19 protein-coding genes, 1 tRNA gene and 1 pseudogene are annotated in these 19883 nt (G+C 73.5%); 2 read left to right on the top strand and 19 right to left on the bottom strand.

Annotation, left to right across the window (positions count from 1 at the left end; genetic code table 11):
• Positions 1–1147 (top strand): annotated as a pseudogene (locus tag SAM23877_RS30605) (amidohydrolase family protein).
• Positions 1148–1227: 80 nt separating this feature from the next.
• Positions 1228–1755 carry an NUDIX hydrolase family protein gene (locus SAM23877_RS30600; protein WP_053140042.1) on the top strand — a complete coding sequence of 176 codons (528 nt, stop codon included), beginning with the start codon at positions 1228–1230 and terminating at the stop codon, positions 1753–1755.
• 13 nt (positions 1756–1768) lie between these two features.
• Here the strand turns inward: SAM23877_RS30600 and mnhG are convergent, their stop codons facing one another.
• The 19 genes from mnhG to SAM23877_RS30505 form a co-directional block, all read right to left on the bottom strand.
• On the bottom strand, positions 1769–2134 hold the full coding sequence (gene mnhG / locus SAM23877_RS30595; protein WP_053140040.1) for a monovalent cation/H(+) antiporter subunit G: 366 nt from the start codon (positions 2132–2134) through the stop codon (positions 1769–1771).
• Positions 2131–2448 carry an MrpF/PhaF family protein gene (locus SAM23877_RS30590; protein ID WP_053140038.1) on the bottom strand — a complete coding sequence of 106 codons (318 nt, stop codon included), beginning with the start codon at positions 2446–2448 and terminating at the stop codon, positions 2131–2133. The genes mnhG and SAM23877_RS30590 overlap by 4 nt, the downstream gene beginning before the upstream one ends.
• Positions 2449–2453: 5 nt before the next feature.
• Positions 2454–3044, bottom strand: a complete 591-nt coding sequence (locus SAM23877_RS30585) for a Na+/H+ antiporter subunit E (protein WP_053140036.1) — start codon at positions 3042–3044, stop codon at positions 2454–2456.
• Positions 3041–4774, bottom strand: coding sequence for a Na+/H+ antiporter subunit D (locus SAM23877_RS30580; RefSeq protein WP_053140034.1), 1734 nt, complete (start codon positions 4772–4774; stop codon positions 3041–3043). The genes SAM23877_RS30585 and SAM23877_RS30580 overlap by 4 nt, the downstream gene beginning before the upstream one ends.
• Positions 4771–5631 (bottom strand): Na(+)/H(+) antiporter subunit C, encoded by an 861-nt coding sequence (locus SAM23877_RS30575; RefSeq protein WP_079030532.1) that lies wholly within the window; start codon positions 5629–5631, stop codon positions 4771–4773. Before SAM23877_RS30575 ends, SAM23877_RS30580 begins: the two co-directional genes overlap by 4 nt.
• Complete coding sequence (locus tag SAM23877_RS30570; RefSeq protein WP_053140032.1) at positions 5628–8543, bottom strand: Na+/H+ antiporter subunit A; 2916 nt, start codon at positions 8541–8543, stop codon at positions 5628–5630. The genes SAM23877_RS30575 and SAM23877_RS30570 overlap by 4 nt, the downstream gene beginning before the upstream one ends.
• Positions 8544–8786: 243 nt before the next feature.
• Positions 8787–8860 (bottom strand) — tRNA-Pro (locus tag SAM23877_RS30565).
• A gap of 133 nt (positions 8861–8993) precedes the next feature.
• On the bottom strand, positions 8994–9353 hold the full coding sequence (locus SAM23877_RS30560; protein WP_053140029.1) for an MmcQ/YjbR family DNA-binding protein: 360 nt from the start codon (positions 9351–9353) through the stop codon (positions 8994–8996).
• A gap of 30 nt (positions 9354–9383) precedes the next feature.
• The gene (locus tag SAM23877_RS30555; protein WP_053140027.1) at positions 9384–9917 is read right to left on the bottom strand and encodes a GNAT family N-acetyltransferase; all 534 of its coding nucleotides are present in this window, start codon (positions 9915–9917) and stop codon (positions 9384–9386) included.
• Positions 9914–10492 carry a helix-turn-helix domain-containing protein gene (locus tag SAM23877_RS30550; protein WP_053140024.1) on the bottom strand — a complete coding sequence of 193 codons (579 nt, stop codon included), beginning with the start codon at positions 10490–10492 and terminating at the stop codon, positions 9914–9916. Before SAM23877_RS30550 ends, SAM23877_RS30555 begins: the two co-directional genes overlap by 4 nt.
• Before the next feature lie 46 nt (positions 10493–10538).
• Complete coding sequence (locus SAM23877_RS30545; protein ID WP_053140021.1) at positions 10539–11441, bottom strand: LysR family transcriptional regulator; 903 nt, start codon at positions 11439–11441, stop codon at positions 10539–10541.
• An 85-nt stretch (positions 11442–11526) separates the two neighbouring features.
• Positions 11527–12720, bottom strand: a complete 1194-nt coding sequence (locus SAM23877_RS30540; RefSeq protein WP_053140012.1) for a glycine C-acetyltransferase — start codon at positions 12718–12720, stop codon at positions 11527–11529.
• A gap of 29 nt (positions 12721–12749) precedes the next feature.
• A complete protein-coding gene (gene tdh, locus SAM23877_RS30535) occupies positions 12750–13778 on the bottom strand; it encodes an L-threonine 3-dehydrogenase (protein ID WP_053140010.1) in 1029 nt (342 codons plus the stop codon).
• 210 nt (positions 13779–13988) lie between these two features.
• Positions 13989–14564 (bottom strand): GAF domain-containing protein, encoded by a 576-nt coding sequence (locus tag SAM23877_RS30530; RefSeq protein WP_053140008.1) that lies wholly within the window; start codon positions 14562–14564, stop codon positions 13989–13991.
• 80 nt (positions 14565–14644) lie between these two features.
• Positions 14645–15268 (bottom strand): GTP-binding protein, encoded by a 624-nt coding sequence (locus SAM23877_RS30525; RefSeq protein WP_053140006.1) that lies wholly within the window; start codon positions 15266–15268, stop codon positions 14645–14647.
• A complete protein-coding gene (locus SAM23877_RS30520) occupies positions 15246–15620 on the bottom strand; it encodes a DUF742 domain-containing protein (protein ID WP_053140004.1) in 375 nt (124 codons plus the stop codon). The genes SAM23877_RS30525 and SAM23877_RS30520 overlap by 23 nt, the downstream gene beginning before the upstream one ends.
• Positions 15621–15622: 2 nt before the next feature.
• Positions 15623–16057, bottom strand: a complete 435-nt coding sequence (locus SAM23877_RS30515; protein WP_053140002.1) for a roadblock/LC7 domain-containing protein — start codon at positions 16055–16057, stop codon at positions 15623–15625.
• Between the two features lie 119 nt (positions 16058–16176).
• On the bottom strand, positions 16177–18120 hold the full coding sequence (locus tag SAM23877_RS30510) for a sensor histidine kinase (protein WP_079030530.1): 1944 nt from the start codon (positions 18118–18120) through the stop codon (positions 16177–16179).
• 421 nt (positions 18121–18541) lie between these two features.
• Positions 18542–19726: an MBL fold metallo-hydrolase gene (locus tag SAM23877_RS30505; RefSeq protein WP_053139999.1), complete on the bottom strand. Its 1185-nt coding sequence runs from the start codon at positions 19724–19726 to the stop codon at positions 18542–18544.
• Between the last annotated feature and the right edge of the window lie 157 nt (positions 19727–19883).

The following is a 19883-nucleotide window of genomic DNA, read 5'->3' as shown; positions in this document are numbered from 1 at the left end:
ATGACCGCCGGAGCCGTCCAGGAGACGCTCGCCGCACTGGACCTGGTGGACCACCACTGCCACGGCGCCGTCACCGACGAGCTGGACCGGGCGGGCTTCGAGTCCCTCCTCACCGAGGGCGAGGCGTGGCCCGGCGTCTCCCCGTTCGACACCCCCGTGGGCCTCGCCGTCCGCCGCCACTGCGCTCCCCTGCTGGACCTGCCGCGCCACGCTCCCGTCGACGCGTACCTGGCCCGCCGGGCGGAGCTGGGCGCGGCCGAGGTGAACCGGCGGTTCCTGCGCGCCGCGGGCACGGGCGTGTTCTGCGTGGACACCGGACACGCGCCGCACCGGGCGACCTCGCCCGGGGAACTGGCCGGGGCGGCCGGCGCGGTGGCGTACGAGGTGGTCCGGCTGGAGGGTGTCGCGGAGGCGGTGGCGGCCGGGGGTGTCGAGCCGGACGCGTACGCGGAGGCGTTCCGCACGGCCGCGTGGGAGGCGGTGGGGCGACCGGGCGTGGTGGGCGTCAAGTCGGTGGCGGCCTACCGCACCGGTTTCGACCTGGACCCGGCCCGCCCCTCGCCCGGCCGGGTCACCGAGGCCGCCCGGCGGTGGCTCGCCCGCGGCGGCCGACTCGAGGACCCGGTGCTGGTGCGGCACCTGCTGTGGACCGCGGTGGACCTGGGGAGGCCCCTGCAACTGCACACCGGCTTCGGCGACAGCGACATCCGCCTGCACCGCGTGGACCCCGCTCGCCTGACCGACTGGCTGCACCTGACCGCCGGCACGATCCCCGTCCTGCTGCTGCACTGCTGGCCCTACCAGCGCCAGGCGGCCTACCTGTCGGCGGTCTTCGAACGGGTCTATTTCGACGTGGGGCTCACCCTGCACCACGTCGGCCCCGCCCGTGCGGGCGCGAATCCTGGCGGAGGCGCTGGAGATCACCCCCTTCCGCAAACTCCTGTACAGCTCCGACGCCTACGGCCTGGCCGAGTTCCACCACCTGGGGGCACTGGCCTTCCGCCAGGGCCTGGCCGGGCTGCTCCGGGAACGGCTGGCCGCCGACGAGATGTCCCTGCCGGACGCGCTGCGCCTCGCGCGCTGGGCGGGACGCGACAACGCCCGCCGGGTCTACCGGCTCCCCGGCGGCCCGGCCGACGACGGCTGAGCGGCGTGGGACCCGTCACAGTCCCGGAGCGCCGCCCGGGAAGCAGGAACGGCTGAAAGTATGATCAAGCGATGTCTGACATGACCGAAACCACGCCGGGCTGGCTGACGACCGACGAACTCGAGATGGCACGCGCACGCATGCCCATCCTGTACGTCGAGGCCGTGCCCGTGCGCGTCGACGACAGCGGCGAAGTCACGAGCGTCGGCCTGCTCCTGCGCATCGGGCCGGACGGGACGGTCAGCCGGACGCTGGTCTCCGGCCGGGTGCTGCACCACGAACGGGTCCGGGACGCCCTGCTGCGCCACCTGGAGAAGGACCTCGGGCCGGTGGCGCTGCCCCGGGTGCCGTCCTCGCTCCAGCCCTTCACGGTGGCCGAGTACTTCCCCACGCACGGTGTCACGCCGTACCACGACCCCCGGCAGCACGCGGTCTCGCTCGCCTACGTCGTGCCGGTGACCGGCGACTGCCGGCCCCGCCAGGACGCGCTGGACCTGGTGTGGTTCAGCCCTCAGGAGGCCCTGTCCCCGGCGGTGCAGAGCGAGATGCCGGGCGGGCACGGGGTGCTGCTCAAGCAGGCGCTGGCGCACGTGGGCTGCGTGCTCTGAGCACCGCCCGGGGCTACTCCTCGGGCCGCTCCCCGGGGCTCAGCTGCGGGTCCAGGTCGTCCCGCAGCAGGCCCCGGGACCCCGTCTGTCCGGTGCGGTAGGCGGAGCGTGCCACCAGGTGGGAGGCGACCGGGCTGGTGAGGAACTGGAAGAACACGATGAGCGCGAGGGTGCCCAGGTCGATTCCGTGACGCAGCCGCAGCGCCACCCCGACCAGGACGAGGAGGATCCCGAGGGTCTGCGGTTTGGTGGCGGCGTGGCTGCGGGAGAGCACGTCGGGGAAGCGCAGCATCCCGATCACACCGAGCAGGCACTGGAGACAGCCGAGGAGCAGCAGCGTCGCCCCGACCAGGTCGGCGGCCTCGGCCCAGCCGCTCACCGGTGGTCCTCCCGGCCGTCCGCGCGCACCGAGGGCCGGTCGCGTACGGCGATGAACCGGGCGATGCCCACGGAACCCGTGAAGCCCAGGAAGGCGAGCACCAGCATCACCGGGAAGTAGAAGGAGTCCCCGTCCTGGGCGGCCTTGACGCTGACGCCGGCGATGATGAGGGCCGCCGCCACGTCCAGGGCGACGGCGCGGTCCAGCATCGACGGCCCGTACCAGATGCGGTACAGCAGCAGGGCGCCGGCGAGGAGGACCATCACGGCGGAGGCGGCCAGCATGGCGTCCTCCACGGCGTTCAGGGTGGTCATGGTGCTCAGTCCCCTTCCGGTACGGGCTGGGCGGCGTGGGCGATGTCCTCGGCGGTGCCGAAGGCGCGGGCGACGAGCTCCTCCATGCGCCACACCGACCGCTGGGCGCTCTCGATCTCGCCGGGGTCGTCGGCGTCGAGGACGTGCAGGAAGACGGTGGCGGTCGACCGGCGCACCTCGATGACGGAGCCGCCGGGGACGTTGGAGACGGCGACGGCGGTGGCCGTGAGCATGAGGTCGCTGCGCACCCGCAGCGGGACGGCCACGACGGCGGCGTGGTACGGGCCCCTGGCGAAGATCTGCCGGGTGACCTCGACGCTGGAGGAGAACATGTCGTACAGCAGGTAGCCCGCCAGCCGCAGGATGCCCAGCGGGCGCAGCCGCAGACCGATGTCCACGGCGGGCAGCGGGAAGGCGAGGCACAGGCACACCGCGACGACGACGCCGTTGACGAGGTTGGCCCAGGACGGGGTGCCCCACAGCAGGGCCCAGATGACGGCGAGCCAGGCGACCAGGGGCAGGTCGAGGATGCGCCGGCCGCGGCCCAGACGGAAGGACCAGCTGTACGGGGAGCGGTCGCGGAAGAGGTTGCTCACCGGCCGAGCACCGCCTCGATGTAGGGGGTACGGGCGAGGAGTTCGGCGGCGGCGGCCTCGGTGAACGTGGTGAGGGGGCCGCCGAGCACGGTGTAGAGCAGGCCGAGGGAGACGGCGGCACCGGTCGCCGCCAGCATCGGCCAGGGCAGCCGCTTGGTGGTGGTGATGGACTGCCCGAGGAAACCGGCGGGGACCACGGCGCCCGCCGGCACCGGCAGTCCGGTGCCGGGGCCGGGGCCGGGCATCGCGCCGTGCCCGCCGGTCCTGTCTCCGTCGTCGCCGGCGCTGTCGACTCTGTCGTCGCCGTCGACTCGGTCGTCGCCGTCGTCTCGGTCGTCGCTGTCGTCGCTGTCGTCGTCCGGTTCGTCCTCCGCGGACTCCAGCACCACGCCCTCGTGCTCGGCGCCGGGCGGCGCGTCGCGCCAGAACGCGAGGTTCCAGACCTTCGCCATGACGTAGAGGGTGAGCAGGCTGGTGGCGGCGGACCCGGCGACCAGCGCCCAGGCCCAGCCGCCGCCGTTGTCGACGCCCGCCCGCATCAGGCCGAGCTTGCCGATGAAGCCGGAGAGCGGTGGGATGCCCGCGAGGTTCATGGCGGGCACGAAGAACAGCACGGCGAGCAGCGGTGCCGCCCTCGCCAGGCCGCCGAGACGGGTGAGTTCCGTGGTGCCGTCGCGCCGCTCGATGAGCCCGGCGACGAGGAAGAGGGTGGTCTGCACGGTGATGTGGTGGGCCACGTACACGATCGCCCCGCTGATCGAACCGCGCCCGGCCAGCGCGATCCCGAAGACCATGTAGCCGATGTGGCTGATGAGCGTGAAGGAGAGCACTCGCTTCAGGTCGGTCTGGGCCACCGCTCCCAGGATGCCGATCACCATGGAGGCGAGCGCGGCGAGCATCAGCAGGTCGCCGAGGCGGCGGCCCGGGAAGAGCAGGGTCTGGGTGCGCAGCATCGAGTACACGCCGACCTTGGTGAGGAGGCCCGCGAAGACGGCGGTGACCGGCGCGGGCGCGGTCGGGTAGGAGTCGGGCAGCCAGGCGGCGAGCGGGAAGACCGCGGCCTTGATCGCGAAGACCGTGAGCAGCATCGCCTCCAGCAGGGTGCGCACCCCGACCGGCACTTCCTGCAGCCGCACCGCGAGCTGGGCGAAGTTCACGGTCCCCGCCACGGCGTAGGTCATGGCGATGGCGACGAGGAAGAGCACCGAGGAGAACAGCGAGATGATCACGTACGTCGACCCGGCCCGGATCCGGGTCGCGGTGCCACCGATGGTGAGCAGGACGAAGCTCGCCACGAGCATGATCTCGAAGCCCACGTAGAGGTTGACGAGGTCTCCGGCCAGGAAGGTGCAGGAGACGCCCGCCACGAGGATCAGGTAGGCGGGGTGGAAGACGCCGACCGGCGTCCGGTCGTCCCGGTCGGCCATGCCCTGGCCCAGCGAGTACACGTTGACGAGCAGGGTGACGGCGCTGGAGACGGTGAGCATCAGGCCCGCGAGCCGGTCGGCGACCAGGGTGATGCCGATCGGCGGCGCGAAGTCGCCGAGGTGCACGCTGAGCGGGCCGTGGCGGTCGGCGGCCACCATGAGGAGCACGGAGAGCACCAGGACCGCGCCCAGCACGGCGAGGCTGATGAAGCGCTGGAACCGCTGGAGCCGCGGACCGATGGCCAGCTTCAGGCCCGTGACGCACAGGGGCAGCAGGACGGGGAGCGGGACGAGCGCGTTCACCTGGGTTCTTCCGTTCCTTCCGTGCCGTCTGTTCCTTCGGGGCCTTCGGTGTCCTCGGGGCCTTCGGGCCCTTCCGCGCCTTCTGCTCCTTCGGGGCTTTCGGTGCCTTCCGTACCGGCGCCCCCGAGGTCGTCGGGCTGGTCGGGCACCGGGTGGCAGGAGTCCTCGCCGGGGTGCGAGTCGGGTTCGCGGCCGGTCTCCTCGGGGTCGTTGGAGGGCCCGGCGTCGCGGGCCGGTGCCGGCCCCGGCCTGCCCGCCGCGTCGGTGGAGCCCCGCTCCCGGCCCTCGCGGTAGTCCTCCGGGTCGGCGCCGAGGATGTCGTTCCACAGGTTTCCGGAGACGTCGGTGGCGCGGGCCTGGTAGGCGCGCTCCTCGCGGACCCGCCTGCGCAGCCGTTTGCGCGCGGCGCGGTAGCGGGCGTCCAGCTCGGGGTCGGTGCCCGGCTCGGCGCGGGCCTCGCGGTAGCGGTCGCGCAGTTCGCTGCGCCGGTGGAGGAACTCGGCGCGCAGGGCGACCAGCCGGTCCTCGGTGTCGTCGCTGATCTCGTCGGAGCCGGTGACCTGGTGGCTGCGGTAGGCCATGGCGAGCAGGAACGCCGTGGTGGCGAGGGTGATGACGATCGCGGTCAGGGCGATGGCCTGGGGCAGCGGGTCGGTGACCCGGTTGCGGATGACGTTCGGATAGAGCAGCGGCGCCTCGCCGGCGCTGCCGGTCGAGGCGAGCACCAGCAGGTTGACGCCGTTGCCGAGGACGACCGCGCCGAGCAGGATCCGGGTCAGGGACCGGGTCAGCAGCAGGGTGGCGCCGACGGCGGCGAGGACGGCGGCGGACACCAGGAGGGAGAGGCTGACGGTCACGCGGGGCCCGCCTCTCCGTGCGGGGCGCTGCGCGCGGCGGCCCGTTCGATGTGCCGGTCGATGCGCGCGCCGAGGGCCCGGACGATGTCCAGGACCACGCCGAGGACCAGGAGGTAGACGCCGCAGTCGAAGAGGACGGCGGTGGACAGGTGGGCGTCGCCCCACACGGGCAGGTGCCCCTTCCAGGTCCAGCCGTGCAGCACGGTGCCCTCGGCGAGGCCGCCCAGCGCGACCCCGGTCGAGACGAACAGGCCGAGCCCGGTGAACAGGCCCGGCTTGAAGGGCACGGCGTCGGCGAGCTCGTGCCGGCCGCCCGCGAGGTAGCGGGTGATGAAGGCGACACCGGCGGTCAGCCCCGCGACGAAGCCGCCGCCCGGCAGGTTCTCCGCGCACATCAGCAGGTAGACGGAGAGGACCAGGATGGGGTGGAAGATCAGCCGCGCGACCACTTCCAGGACGAGGGAGCGGCGCTCGGGGGCCAGCGTGGAACTGGCCGCGAGCCAGGTCCGCTCCGGCCCGCCCTCGTCACCGCTGGGCAGGCCCGCCGACTCGTACGGAGTCGCCCGCCACGCGGTGCGCAGGGCGGCGTGCGGGTGGTCCCCGGGCAGGGGCAGTACGGGCTGCTCGGCGCCGTCGGTGCGGCGGTGCAGGTAGATGAGGCTGGTGACGCCGATCGCGGCGGCGGCGAGCACCGCGGACTCCCCCATCGTGTCCCAGGCCCGGAGGTCGACGAGGATCGTGGCGACGACGTCCTTCAGGCCGTGGTGGGCGGTCTCCTCCACCATCGCCGCCCCGGCGCTGTCGGCCCGCCGGTGCCCCGCCATGATCCAGACGACGAGGGCGACACAGGCGCCGCCCGCGAGCGCCACCGGCATCCGCAGCAGGCGCCGCCACCGGCTGTAGTTCTCCTCGAAGTGCACCGGCATGCGGCGCAGCACCAGCACGAAGACGATCATCGAGACGGTCTCCACGCAGAACTGGGTCAGCGCGAGGTCGGGAGCGCCCTGCGTGACGAAGAGCAGCGCGGTGCCGTAGCCGGTGAGCCCGGCGAGCACGACGGCCTTCATCCGGCGCCGCACGCCCATGCACAGCAGGGCCGCGGCGCAGGTCAGCACCGCGACGGCGGCCTGGGCCGGATGGTCCCACCAGCGCGGGGCGGGCACCGAGGTCCAGGGCTCGTCCGCGAGGAGGACGGCGAGCTGTCCGGCGAGGACCACGCTCATCGTCGTCACCAGGTACACCGACAGCGAGCCGCGCTGCACGAAGCCGGTGCACTGCAGGGCGGTGCGCTCCAGGGCGAGCAGGCACCGTCCGAAGACCCGGTCGGCGGAGCGCCAGGCGAGGGCCTGTCCGACCCGCAGGACGGGGTTCGCGGCGAGGAACAGCAGCAGGCCGCCGGCCCACGCCGCGCAGGACAGGCCGAGGGCCGGGTTCAGCCCGTGCCACAGGGCCAGGTGGTAGGGGTGTCCGGGCACGGGGAACTGCCCGGCGTAGGTGCCGAGGAGGCCCTGGAGCCAGGACACGCCGGGGCCGAGGACGAGGCAGGCGAGGGCGAGGACGGCGGGCGGCGCGAGGAAGGCCGGCGGGACGGCGTGCGCCTCCGTGTCCGGGAGGCCGGGCTTGCGGGCGAAGGCGCCCCACAGGTAGCGCAGGGTGTAGGCGGTGGTCAGGGCCGAGCCGACGACGGTCATGGCGAGCGCCCAGCGGTCGGCGGTGTCTCCGTCGAGGAGGGACTGGAAGGCGGCTTCCTTGGCGGCGAAGCCGAGCAGCGGCGGCACGGCGGCCATGGACAGCCCGGCGATCGCGGCGACGGCGCACACGGCGGGCAGCCGGCGTCCGAGCCCGGAGAGCCTGCGCAGGTCGCGGGTGCCGGTGGCGTGGTCGATGATCCCGGTGACCAGGAACAGGGGGGCCTTGAACAGGGCGTGGCCGAGGATCATGGCGGTGGCGGCGAGGCCGGTGTCGTGGCGGCCCGCGCCGGTGAGGACGGTGAGGAAGCCGAGCTGGCTGACGGTGCCGTGGGCGAGGACGAGCTTCAGGTCGTTGAGGCGCAGCGCCCGCCAGCCGCCCAGCAGCATCGTCGCGGAGCCCAGGACGAGCAGCAGCGGCCGCCAGGGCGTGACCTCCGCGAACGCGGGGGCGAGCCGGGCGATGAGGTACACGCCGGCCTTCACCATCGCGGCGGCGTGCAGGTAGGCGCTGACCGGGGTGGGGGCGGCCATGGCGTTGGGCAGCCAGAGGCTGAACGGCCAGATCGCGGACTTGGAGAGGGCGCCGACGAGGATCAGCACGATCGCCGTGGAGAGTGCCGCCGACGCGGGCGGCGGGTCGGCGAGGATCGCCGAGATCCGGTAGGTGCCTGCCTCGTGACCCAGGATCAGGAACCCGACGAGCATGGTCAGTCCGCCGAGCGTGGTGACCGTCAGCGCCTGCAGGGCGCTGCGGCGATTCCGCTTGTGGTCGCTGCTCTGGCCGATCAGCAGGTAGGAGAAGACGGTCGTCAGTTCCCAGAAGATGTAGAGCAGGACGAGGTCGTCGGCGAGGACCAGGCCGAGCATCGCCCCGGCGAACGCCAGGAGGTTCCCGGCGAACCTGCCCAGGTGCCGCGACCGGTCGTCGAAGTAGGAGGCGCAGTAGAGCAGGACGAGCGTGCCCACTCCCGCGGCGAGCAGCACCATGAGTTCGGCGAGGGCGTCCAGCCGCAGCGCCCAGTCGACGTCGTAGGCCGGCAGCCAGGCCCACTCGGTGGTGTCGGCGCCGCCCGCGGCCGTCGTGCTCCACCGGGTGGCCGCCCAGACGGCCGCCGCCGCGGGTGGCAGGGCCAGTACGAGGAAGGCGCGCGTTCCCCAGCGTCTCACCAGCGGCGCGGCGAACAGTGCCAGCCCGAAGTGGCACAGGACGAGCGCGGTCATGCGGGTCCGTGCGAGGGCGCGGGTGCGACGCGGGAACGAGCGGGGCGAGAGGGACAGGACACCCGACAGTGATATATCGGGCATACCGGCTGGACGTCCAGGCACGCCGCAGCGGCGGTACGACGGCTGTCCGCCCGGCCGCCTCACCGGCGACCGGCCCGGCCACACCGTCGATGGCGGGAAAACGACCGAGGGCGGCTCCGGATCTCTCCGGAGCCGCCCTCGGCCTACGACTGTCACCAGTCGGGACGACAGGATTTGAACCTGCGACCCCTTGACCCCCAGTCAAGTGCGCTACCAAGCTGCGCCACGTCCCGTTGCCCGTCTGACCTGGGGTTTCCCCCGGTCGAACGCGCAGGAAAACCATACCGCACTCGGGCCGGTGGTCGCGCATCGCTTTTCCGGGCCCGTCGGCCTCGCGGGATTTCTCCAGCGGTCCTGCGTCGGTCCTCAGGCCCCGCCCGGCAGCCCCAGCCGGGGATGCGCGTCCAGCAGCCGGGGCGGGGCCGCCTGGCGCCAGGAGTCGGCGAGGATGTCGCGCAGTTCGTCCTCGCCCTCCAGGACGGCGAGGCGGGCCCGCACCCAGGCGAACTGGGCCTCGTGGCCGGCGATCCAGAACTTCTCCGGCTCGGCCAGGACGAGCTCGTCCCGCTCCTCCTTCGGGCAGCGCACCGCGAGGGAGGTCTCGTCCTCGGGCAGCGTGGCGAACATCTTCCCCGCGACCCGGAACGTGGGCATGTTCCAGGCGGTCTTCTCCGTCGTGTCCGGCAGGGACAGGGCGATACGGCGTACGTCTTTCGCGTCGGGCATGTCAGGCACCGTAGCCGTCGCCACTGACAATCACCCGGCGGTCGCGGGGGCGCCGACCTGCTTGAAGTAGAGCGTCGTGGGGCGCAGTTCCCCGCGCGGGTCCGCCGCGTAGTCGGGAATGGCCCCGGCGCGGGTCCATCCGGCGGACCGGTAGAGGTGTTCGGCGGGGCTGTCGGTCTCGGTGTCGAGGTGGAGCAGGGTGATGCCGGCCGCCGCGGCCGCCTCCTCCGCGGTGGCCAGGAGCCCGCGGCCCAGGCCCCGGCCGCGCGCCTCGCGGCGGACCATGAGCTTGACCAGCTCGGCGCGGTGCCGGCTGTTGGGTTTGTCGGGCAGGGCGAGGCTCACCGTTCCGGTCACCCGCTCCCCCTCGTGCGCCACCCAGACGGCGAGTCGCCCGGCGGCCACGGCGGCGGACCGGCCCCGCCACCAGGCAAGGGCTTCCTCGCGGCCGAGCGGCGCGAGGAAGCCGACGGACGCGCCGTCCTCGACGGTGGCGGTCAGCAGGTCGGCCAGTTGCGCGAGCAGTGCCGTCAGCCGGTCGGCGTCGACGCGGGTCACGGTCACGGCAGCACCACCGCCAGCGCGTAGCGCGCGCCCTCGGGGCCGGCGCACCGGAACCTCGTCGCCCCCCACACCCGCATCCGCAGGCAGTCCCCGGTGCCGAGGTGGTGCTCGACGTCCTGGGCCGTCACCTCCAGGGCACCTTCGAGGACCCAGACGTGCTGCTCCAGACCGGGCACGGGGGGTCGGTCGTAGGCGATGTCGGCGCCGGCGGCGAGGCGGCCCTCGACGAGTTCGCCGCGCAGCCCGGCGTGCGGCGGGGACACCGAGCGGCGTACGAACCCCGCGGACCGGTCCTCCCAGCGCGGCTGCTCGGCGGCGCGCACCAGCAGGGCGGGTTCCGCCTCGACCTCGCTGAGCAGCCGGGACATGGTCCGCCCGTAGACCGCGCACAGGCGGTTGAGGAGGGAGGCGGTCGGGCTGGTCTCCGCCCGCTCGGCCCTCGACAGGGTGGACCGGCTCACCCCGCTGCGCTCCGCCAGCTCCCCCAGCGACCAGCCGCGTTCGGCCCGCAGCTCGGCCAGCCGGGCGGCGAGCCGGGCGTCCACGGGGTCGGGAGCGTCGTCCGTGTCTCTCATGTTCGGCACGCTATCCCGTATATGAGACGGCTCTGTTACGGAGGCCTCACGCCCGGGCCGCCTCGTCGAGTGCGTCCAGCACGGGGCGGATCAACGGGTGCTCCTCGGCTCCCCGTCGTACCGCGGCGAAGACGCGGCGGGTGGGCGCGACACCGTCGACCGGCCGGACGACCACGCCCGTCAGGTCCGTGCCGTGCAGCGCCGAGCGCGGGACGAGCGCCACGCCCACGTCGGCCGCGGCGAGGGAGACCACCGCGCGGAAGTCGTCCGAGGAGTGCTCCATGCGGGGCTGGAACCCGGCGCTCTCGCAGGCCAGGACCACCACGTCGTGGCAGGGGTTGCCCGGGTAGGGGCCGATCCACGGGTCCTTGGCCAGCTCCGCGAGCGGCACCTCGTCGGCGTCGGCGAGGCGGTGGGCGACGGGGACGACCGCGTCGAAGGGCTCGGCGTACAGGGGGACGTGCGTCAGGCGCGGGTCGTCGGCCGGCGGGGCCCCGCGGTACTCGACGGCCACGGCCACGTCGACCCGCCGGTCGAGGACCATCGGCAGGCTGGCGTCGCCCTCGGCGTCCTGGACGCGGATGCGGATGCCGGGCGCCGACTCGGCGAGGCGGCCCAGCGCGGGCGCCACGACCAGGGCGATGCCGGTCGCGAAGGAGGCGACCGTCACCGTCCCGGCGGCGCCCGAGCCGTACGCGGCGAGTTCCGCCTCGGCCCGCTCCAGCTGGGCGAGCACGGCGTTGGTGTGGCTGAGCAGGATCTCGCCGGCCGGGGTCAGCCGGACGCCCTTGGCGCCGCGCTCGACCAGGCGGTGCCCGGTCTCCTGCTCCAGGGCGGCCAGCTGCTGGGAGACCGCCGAGGGGGTGAGGTACAGCGCGGCGGCAGCCGCCGTCACGGTGCGGTGGTCCGCCACCGCCCGGAGGATGTGCAGCCGCCGCGCTTCGATCACGGGATCGATTCTCTCAGGTGGGGCGACCAGGGGCCCGACGCGGGCGTGCCGGAGGCGGGCGCCTGCGGCACGAGCCGGGCGGGCGTCAGGCGTCCAGCTCCGCGCGCGCCGCCACGAAGGCGTCCACCGCGCGGTTCACGTCCTCGGTGGAGTGGGCGGCGGACAGCTGGACGCGGATGCGGGCCCGGCCCTGCGGGACGACCGGGTAGGAGAAGCCGATCACGTACACCCCGCGCTCCAGCAACAGCTCCGCCAGGCGGCCCGCCCGCGAGGCGTCACCGATCATCACCGGGGCGATGGCGTGGTCACCGGGGAGGATGTCGAAGCCCTCCTCCACCATCCGGCGGCGGAACAGGGCGGTGTTCTCGGCGAGCCGCACCCGCAGGTCGTCGGCCGACTCCAGCAGGTCGAGCACCTTGAGGGACGCGGCGGCGATGACCGGAGCGAGGGTGTTGGAGAACAGGTACGGCCGGGAGCGCTGGCGCAGCAGGGCGACGATCTCGGCGCGGGCGGCGACGTAGCCGCCGGAGGCGCCGCCGAGGGCCTTGCCCAGGGTGCCGGTGATGATGTCGACGCGGTCCATGACGCCGTGCAGCTCGGGGGTGCCGCGTCCGCCGGGGCCGACGAAGCCGACGGCGTGCGAGTCGTCGACCATGACCATGGCGTCGTAGCGGTCGGCCAGGTCGCAGATCTCGCTCAGCGGGGCGACGTAGCCGTCCATGGAGAAGACGCCGTCGGTGACGATCAGGCGGCGCCGGGCGTCGGAGGCGTCCTTGAGCTGCCGTTCCAGGTCGGCCAGGTCGCGGTTGGCGTAGCGGAAGCGGCGGGCCTTGGAGAGGCGGATGCCGTCGATGATCGAGGCGTGGTTGAGGGCGTCGGAGATGACCGCGTCCTCGGGCCCGAGGAGGGTCTCGAACACGCCGCCGTTGGCGTCGAAGCAGGAGGAGTAGAGGATCGTGTCCTCCTGCCCGAGGAACGCGGAGAGCCGGGCCTCCAGCTCCTTGTGGACCTCCTGGGTGCCGCAGATGAAGCGCACGGACGCCATGCCGTAGCCCCAGCGGTCCAGCGCCTCGTGGGCGGCTGCGACGACCTCGGGGTGGTCGGCGAGGCCGAGGTAGTTGTTGGCGCAGAAGTTGAGGACCTCGCCGGGGCGGCCGCCGGCCGTGACGGCGACGGTGGCGGACTGCGGGGTGCCGATGACGCGCTCGGGCTTGTGCAGGCCGGCGGCGCGGATCTCGTCGAGGGTGGCGCGCAGGTCGTCGCGCACGGAGTCGAACATCTCAGAAGCTCCTAGGAAAAGCAGATGACTTACGCGGTCCAGTCGAGGATGACCTTGCCGCCCCTGCCGCTCGCCGCGTCGGCGAACGCCGCCTCGTGGTCGCGGTGGCCGTAGCGGCCGGTGATGACGGGGGCGAGGTCGAGGCCGCCTTCGAGCAGCACCGACATGGCGTACCAGGTCTCGAACATCTCGCGGCCGTAGATGCCCTTGATCGTGATCATGGAGGTGACGATCCGGGCCCAGTCGACGGGGAACTCCTCGGACGGCAGGCCGAGCATCGCGATCCGGCCGCCGTGCGTCATGTTGGCGATCATGTCGCGCATGGCCTCGGCGCGGCCGGACATCTCCAGGCCGATGTCGAATCCCTCGCGCAGGCCGAGTTCGCGCTGGCCGTCGGCGATGCTCGCCTTCGACACGTCGAGGGCGAGGCTGACACCGACCTTGAGGGCCAGGTCCAGGCGTTCCTCGCTCACGTCGGTGATCACGACGTTGCGGGCACCCGCGTGCCGGGCCACCGCGGCGGCCATCAGGCCGATCGGTCCGGCGCCGGTGATGAGGACGTCCTCGCCGACCAGCGGGAAGGACAGCGCGGTGTGCACGGCGTTGCCGAAGGGGTCGAAGATCGCGGCGACGTCGAGGTCGACGGGCACCCGATGCACCCAGACGTTGGTGGCGGGCAGGGCGACGTACTCGGCGAACGCCCCGTCGCGTCCGACGCCGAGCCCGACCGTGGCGCGGCACAGGTGGCGCCGGCCGGCCAGGCAGTTGCGGCACTTGCCGCAGACCAGGTGGCCCTCGCCGCTGACCCGGTCGCCGGCCTTGATGTCCGTGACGTCCCGCCCGGTGTCGACGACCTCGCCGACGAACTCGTGCCCGACGACGAGCGGGGTGCGGACGGCCTGCCGCGCCCAGCCGTCCCAGGCCCGGATGTGCAGGTCGGTGCCGCAGATGCCGGTGCGCAGCACCTTGATGAGGACGTCACCGGGTCCGATGACCGGCTCGGGGACGTCCGCGAGCCACAGCCCGGGCTCCGCCTTCTCCTTGACCAGCGCCTTCAACGCTACGGCTCCTGACGGGTGAGGTCCCGGCGCCGGGCATGCCGAGGCAGCCCGCGTCCGGGGAGGGGAGGGGAATCGCACAGCAATCTGCCGTACGACACCGCCCCGGGTCCATCGAGCCTTTCTTAAGCCCGGCCGCAGCTTTCCTTCACACCCCGCGCGCCCACCCCGCGCGCCCGCTCCCGTGCCGGTGTCGCGGCGGCCGGCGGCTCACAGCGGAAGCCCGTCCTGCGCGCTGCGCTCGATGCGCCGTACGAGGTCGGCCGCCGTCGACTTGATCGTCGCCAGCCCCGCCTGCCCCCAGGCCCGGGGCCGTACGTCGGAAGCGGCCACCGTTCCCAGTACCGTGCCCGTGCTGTCGATGAGCGGGGCGCCGAGGTAGGAGCGGATGCCGAACTCGTCGACGACCGGATTGCCCGCGAAACGCGGGTAGTCGCGCACGTCTTCCAGGACCAGCGCCTTGCCCCGGACCACCACGTGCGGGCAGAAGCCGTGGTCCCGGGGCTGGACCCGGCCGAACTCCGGACTGGTGCCGTCCCCGCGCGTCACCGGCGGGAACTCGGGCACCCGCAGGCCCGCGAAGAACTGCCCGCCCTCGACGAGGAAGTTGACCATCGCGTACGGCGACTCGGCGAGCCCGGCGAGGTGTGCCGCGAAGGCGTCGAGGGCCGGGTCCGGGCGTTCCGCCAGACCGAGCCGGCGCAGCCGCCGCACCCGGGCGGGCCCCTCCCGGTCCTCGGGTGTGAGCAGCAGACGTCCGGCCGGGCGTGGCGGGTCGTAGCTCATGGGCGGGCTCCGTCGCTGTGGACGTGCGTCATGTGCGGCTCCATGGGGTGCGGGCTTGGTCACCCGGGAATCACCGGGATTCACCGGTGGGCGCCGAACCCCGTCGTGGGGGCCGGAGTGTGGGCGATGAGGTGGCGTACGAGGGTGAGCAGCGTCTGTACGCCGGAACTGGAGATCCGGGCGTCGCAGCGCACGATGGGGATCTCGGGGTGGAGGTCCATGGCGGCGCGCACCTCCTCGGGGTCGTAGCGGTAGGCGCCGTCGAACTCGTTGACGGCGACGACGAAACCGAGTCCTCGTTCCTCGAAGAAGTCGACGGCGGCGAAGGACTCCTCCAGCCGCCGGGTGTCGGCGATGATCACGGCGCCGAGGGCGCCCTCGCACAGCTCGTCCCACATGAACCAGAACCGTTCCTGGCCGGGCGTCCCGAACAGGTAGAGCACGTGTCGCGGGTCGAGGGTGATGCGGCCGAAGTCCATGGCCACGGTCGTCTCGAGTTTGTTCTCGATTCCGTCGAGGTTGTCGGTCGCGGCGCTGACCGTGGTGAGCAGTTCCTCCGTGCTCAGCGGCGCGATCTCGCTCACCGCGCCGACGAAGGTCGTCTTGCCCACTCCGAATCCGCCCGCCACGAGGATCTTCAGCGCGGTGGGGAAGGGATCGGTGCCGTCGGCGTGGCCGTAGTCAGAGCTGTCGTCGTAGTCCATCGAGCACTGCCTCCAGAAGGGCCCGGTCCGTGGGGTTGTGGTGGAACGCGGCGGGGGGTTTCGTGGTCAGCGCACCGCAGTCCACCAGGTCCGAGAGCAGCACCTTGGTGACTGCCACCGGAAGCCTCAGATGAGCGGCGAGCTCGGCGACCGGGAGGGGCGCCCTGCACAGGTCCAGTGCCTGCGCGTGCTCGGGCCCCAGGTAGCCGAGGGGGCTCGCCCCCGTGGCCATCACCTGGGACATCAGGTCGAGGGCGACGGTGGGCCGGGTACGGCCGTTGCTCACGGTGAAAGGGCGCACCAGCCGTCCGGCCGCGTCGTCGAGCCAGGGCCCGTCGCCGGCCGCGGCCACCCTCAAGGCCTCATCGCCGGGGGTTCGACGGCGTACTGCCGGGGCGCGGTGACGAGGTAGGGGCGGACGCTCTTGACGAGCATCGCCATCTCGTAGCCGAGCACGGCGGCGTCGGCCTCACGGCCGGCCAGCACGGCGAGGCAGGTGCCGGAGCCGGCGGTGGTGACGAAGAGCAGGGTCGAGTCGAGTTCGACGACGACCTGCCGTACGTCGCCGCCGTCGCCGAAGCGGACGCCGGCGCTGCGGCCGAGGGAGTACAGCCCGGAGGCCAGGGCGGCCATGTGGTCGGCACTGTCCGCGTCGAGGCCGTGGACGGACTTCACCAGTCCGTCGCAGGACAGGAGCACCGCGCTGGTCGTGTGCGGTACGCGCTGCACGAGGCCGCTCATCAGCCAGTCGAGGTCGGACACGTGGCCGGTCGGCGCATCGCTCGCCATGGTGGATCGACTCCTTGGGGTACGAAGGTCTGCGGGAGCGCGGGTCGTGGGGGTGGGGGTGGTGGGGGTGGGGGTGACGGTCAGGGTGGGGGAAGGGCTCGGGGTGGCGGTGGGGAGGGTCATCCGGCCGGGTCCCGGTGGCTCTGCTCCGTGGGGCTCTGCTCCGTGGGGCGCGGCTCCATGGGGTGCGGCTCCGTGTACGGCGACACCGGCTCGTCGCGGTCCGGTTGCCCGCGGACGGGCTCCACTCCGGACGGCAGCTCCACGAAGGTCGGCTCCACGGGGGACGGCTCCAAGTGCTGCTGGGCCTCCGCGAGGCCGATCCCGCGCTGGAAGGCGGCCATCAGTCCGGGGTCGTGGCCGGTGTGCTGCTCGGCCTCCTGACGAGGTGCGGGACCGCCGCGCAGCTGGGGTGCGATGTGCTCCTGGGCGCGGCGCCGGGGCAGTCGGGGCTTGCCCATGGTGCCGCGCACCGCACTGTGGCGCGGCACGGGCGGGGTGGCCGCGTGCTCGGCGAGCACGCCCCGGTCCTCGGCCCGGACGCCGGGCACCGCGGCGGCGGGGGTGGGCCGGTCCGCGCGGGCGCCGCGTACGGGCAGCGGCACGGGTTCGCCTCCGTCGGCCCTGCGGGAGGGGGCCTGCACGGGCGCCTCGGGGACGCGGGACTGGGGAACGACGGGGACGGGCGCCGGGGCGACGGGGGCGGGCGCCGGGGTGTCGAGGACGGACGTGGTGGGAACCGGCGGCATCGCGGGGGCCGTGGGCCGCGGCTGCTGCCGGGGCGGCGGCGGTACGGGCACCGGCTCGGTCCCCGCGGCCTGGCCCGGCCGGGTCTCGCCCCCGGGAAGGGCGCCCGGCTCCGGTCCCAACAGGGCCTGCGGCACGACCAGTACGGCCTGGACACCGCCATAGATGTTGGTCTGCAGTCGGACGGTGATGCCGTGCCGCTTGGCGAGCTGCGAGACGACGAACAGCCCGATGCGCCCGTCCGCGAGCAGGCGGGCGACGTTGACCTGGTCGGGGTCGGCGAGCAGCGCGTTCATCCGGCTCTGCTCGTCGACGGGCATACCGAGTCCCCGGTCCTCGACCTCCACGGCGAGGCCCGAGGTGACGAGGTTGGCCCGCATCAGCACCTGCGTCTGCGGGGCGGAGAACAGGGTGGCGTTCTCGACGAGTTCGGCCAGCAGGTGGATGACGTCGGCGACGGCGTGGCCGCGCAGGGTGCCGTCGATCGGGGGGACCAGCCGGACCCGGGAGTACTGCTCGACCTCGGCGATGGCCGAGCGCAGCACCTCGGTCATGTCGACGGGGTTGCTCCACTGCCGGCGGGAGACGGCGCCGCCGAGCACGGCGAGGTTCTCGGCGTGGCGGCGGATGCGGGTGGCGAGGTGGTCGACGTGGAAGAGGCCCTTGAGGAGGTCGGGGTCCTCGATCTCGTTCTCCAGCTCATCCAGGATGGAGATCTCGCGGTGCACCAGGGACTGCAGGCGCCGGGCGAGGTTGACGAAGACCTCCAGTTTCTGTTCGCTGCCCGCCTGGCTGGAGAGCTGGGCGGCCCGGACGACCGCGGTGACGGCGCCGTCGTGGGCGCGGGACAGGTCGGCGGCGAGCAGTTCGAAGTCGTCGGCGTCGTCCGGCGGTCCGCTCCGGACCTTGCGGTGCGGCGGGGTCTCGCCGCGCCGCAACGCCTCGACGACGGCTCGCAGATCGCTCTCCCCGCGCGCGGTGCTGCGGCGCAGGGCGCCGACGCGTTCGTGCACGGACCGTGCGGCGCGGTCCGCGGCGACGGCGGCGATGGCGACGGCGGCGAGGGTCACCGAGACCGCCCCGGCGAGGACGGCCCACAGCACGGGGCTCGGGCGGGCGCCGGTGGACCGGACGGTGAACAAGACGACCGCGCAGGCGCTGAGGGCGACCGCGACGGGCGGCAGCACGGCCAGGCGCAGGAGTTGGGGCCGTATATGGGTCTCGGGCAACGCGGTGGCGGTACGGGGGGCCGGCCGGCCGTGCCGCCCGCCCTCGCGGCGGTCTGCTCGCGCGGCCGGGGCGCGGAGGTGAGACATCGGGGGTCCTCGTACTGGTCCGTTGGCCCGTCGGGCCTGGGTGCTCGCGCGTGGTGGCGGGCGCCACGCGGACACGCGACGCCACGCGGGCGCGCGCCGTCACGGTGTCGGCCGAGCGGACCGGGGATCCGGTCTACGTCGCCCGACGGACACTGACAGTAGTCGCCCGTGCATCATGTGCGGTGGGCAGTTGCCAAAGTCCCTCGGACAACGTCCCGCTCTGGTATGAGGCCTCGTACGACAGCCCGATAAGCCGGTGAAGCATCCGTTCCGGAGGGGCTGGAGACCGGTCGAACCCGATCAGAAACTGTCACTGACAGTGAAGGACCCGGTGCCGCACCGCACCTTCGGAGGCAACGAAAGGGCGGCCGGGGCATTCCCCGGCCGCCCGTCCCTCGTCCGTTCATACACGGACCCCGCCTCAGTCCTCGCCCACCAGGTCCAGGTCCTGTCGGGCAGCCTGCGGACCGGCGACGGGCACGGGCCACTCGCGGTCCGGCACCCGGCCCACGGAGCGCCACCACGGAGCGGAGGGGATCTCGCCCCCGGGCTCGAAGGGGCGGCCGGGGACCGGGACGGCGAGGGGCTGGCCGACCGACTCCGCGGCGGCGAGGGTCCACTCCCCCGGCTCCGCCCACGCGTGCGGGGCGAGGTTGAAGGTCCCCCAGTGGATCGGCAGCAGGGCGCCGCCCGGCCGGCCTCCCTGCAGGTCGAGGTGGGCGCGCACGCCTTCCTCGGGTGTCATGTGGATGTCCGGCCAGAAGTCGGAGTACGCCCCCAGCTGGATCATCGTGGCGTCGAACGGGCCGTGGGCGGCGCCGATGTCCCGGAAGCCGTCGAAGTACCCCGTGTCGCCGCTGTGATAGACCCGGTGTTCCTCACCGGCGACGACCCAGGACGCCCAGAGGGTGTGCTGGGTGTTGCGCAGGCCGCGTCCGCAGAAGTGGCGGGCCGGGGTGGCGGTGAGGGTGAGTCCGCCGACGCGCGTCGACTCGTGCCAGTCCAGCTCGCGCAGCCGGTCGGCGCAGACACCCCAGCGTTCGAGGTGCGCGCCGACGCCGAGCGGCACGGCGAAGAGGGTGTCCGTGCCCGCCAGCGCCTTGATCGTGGGCATGTCCAGATGGTCGTAGTGGTCGTGGGAGATCACGACGACGTCGACCGGACCCAGCGCGGCCAGGGGCACCGGGACCGGATGCAGCCGCTTGGGGCCGGCGAAGGGGAACGGGGAGCAGCGCTCGCCCCAGACGGGGTCGAAGAGCACCCGCTGCCCGTCGATCTCGGCGAGCACGCTGGAGTGCCCCATCCAGGTCAGCCGCAGTCCGGTGGCCGGCGGGCGGGCCAGGTCGGCGAGGGTGGTGGCGTGCACCGGGACCGTGCCGCGCGGGGCGCGGTGGGGTCGCGTCTCCCGGTCGAAGTAGACCTTCGCGAACTCGCGGGCCGATCCGGAGGGGCGGGTCCGGGCGGTGCCGCCGGGGTTCTGGAAGACGCCGTCGCGAAAGTGCGGTGATCTGCGGATCCGCGCCATGCGCGCACCGCTCGGGTCCGCACCGAAGGCGGCGGGCCGCAGTGCGCTGAGCCCGGTGCTCGGGGAACGGGAACCGGCCACGGTACCTCCAGGTGGAGTAGGTCAGGCTCTCATTATCGTCTCGTCCGACGGCACCCCGAACGGCGGATGTCACATCCGCGTCCCCTCCGCCCGTCGTACCGGTGAGGGCGCCCCGCCGGAGCGCCCGCCGCGCAGCGGCACGACCGACGGTCAGGAA

The sequence above is a fragment of the Streptomyces ambofaciens ATCC 23877 genome, from assembly GCF_001267885.1.
In the GTDB taxonomy this organism is placed as follows: Bacteria; Actinomycetota; Actinomycetes; order Streptomycetales; family Streptomycetaceae; genus Streptomyces; species Streptomyces ambofaciens.
This window is presented reverse-complemented; position numbering and strand designations above follow the sequence as displayed.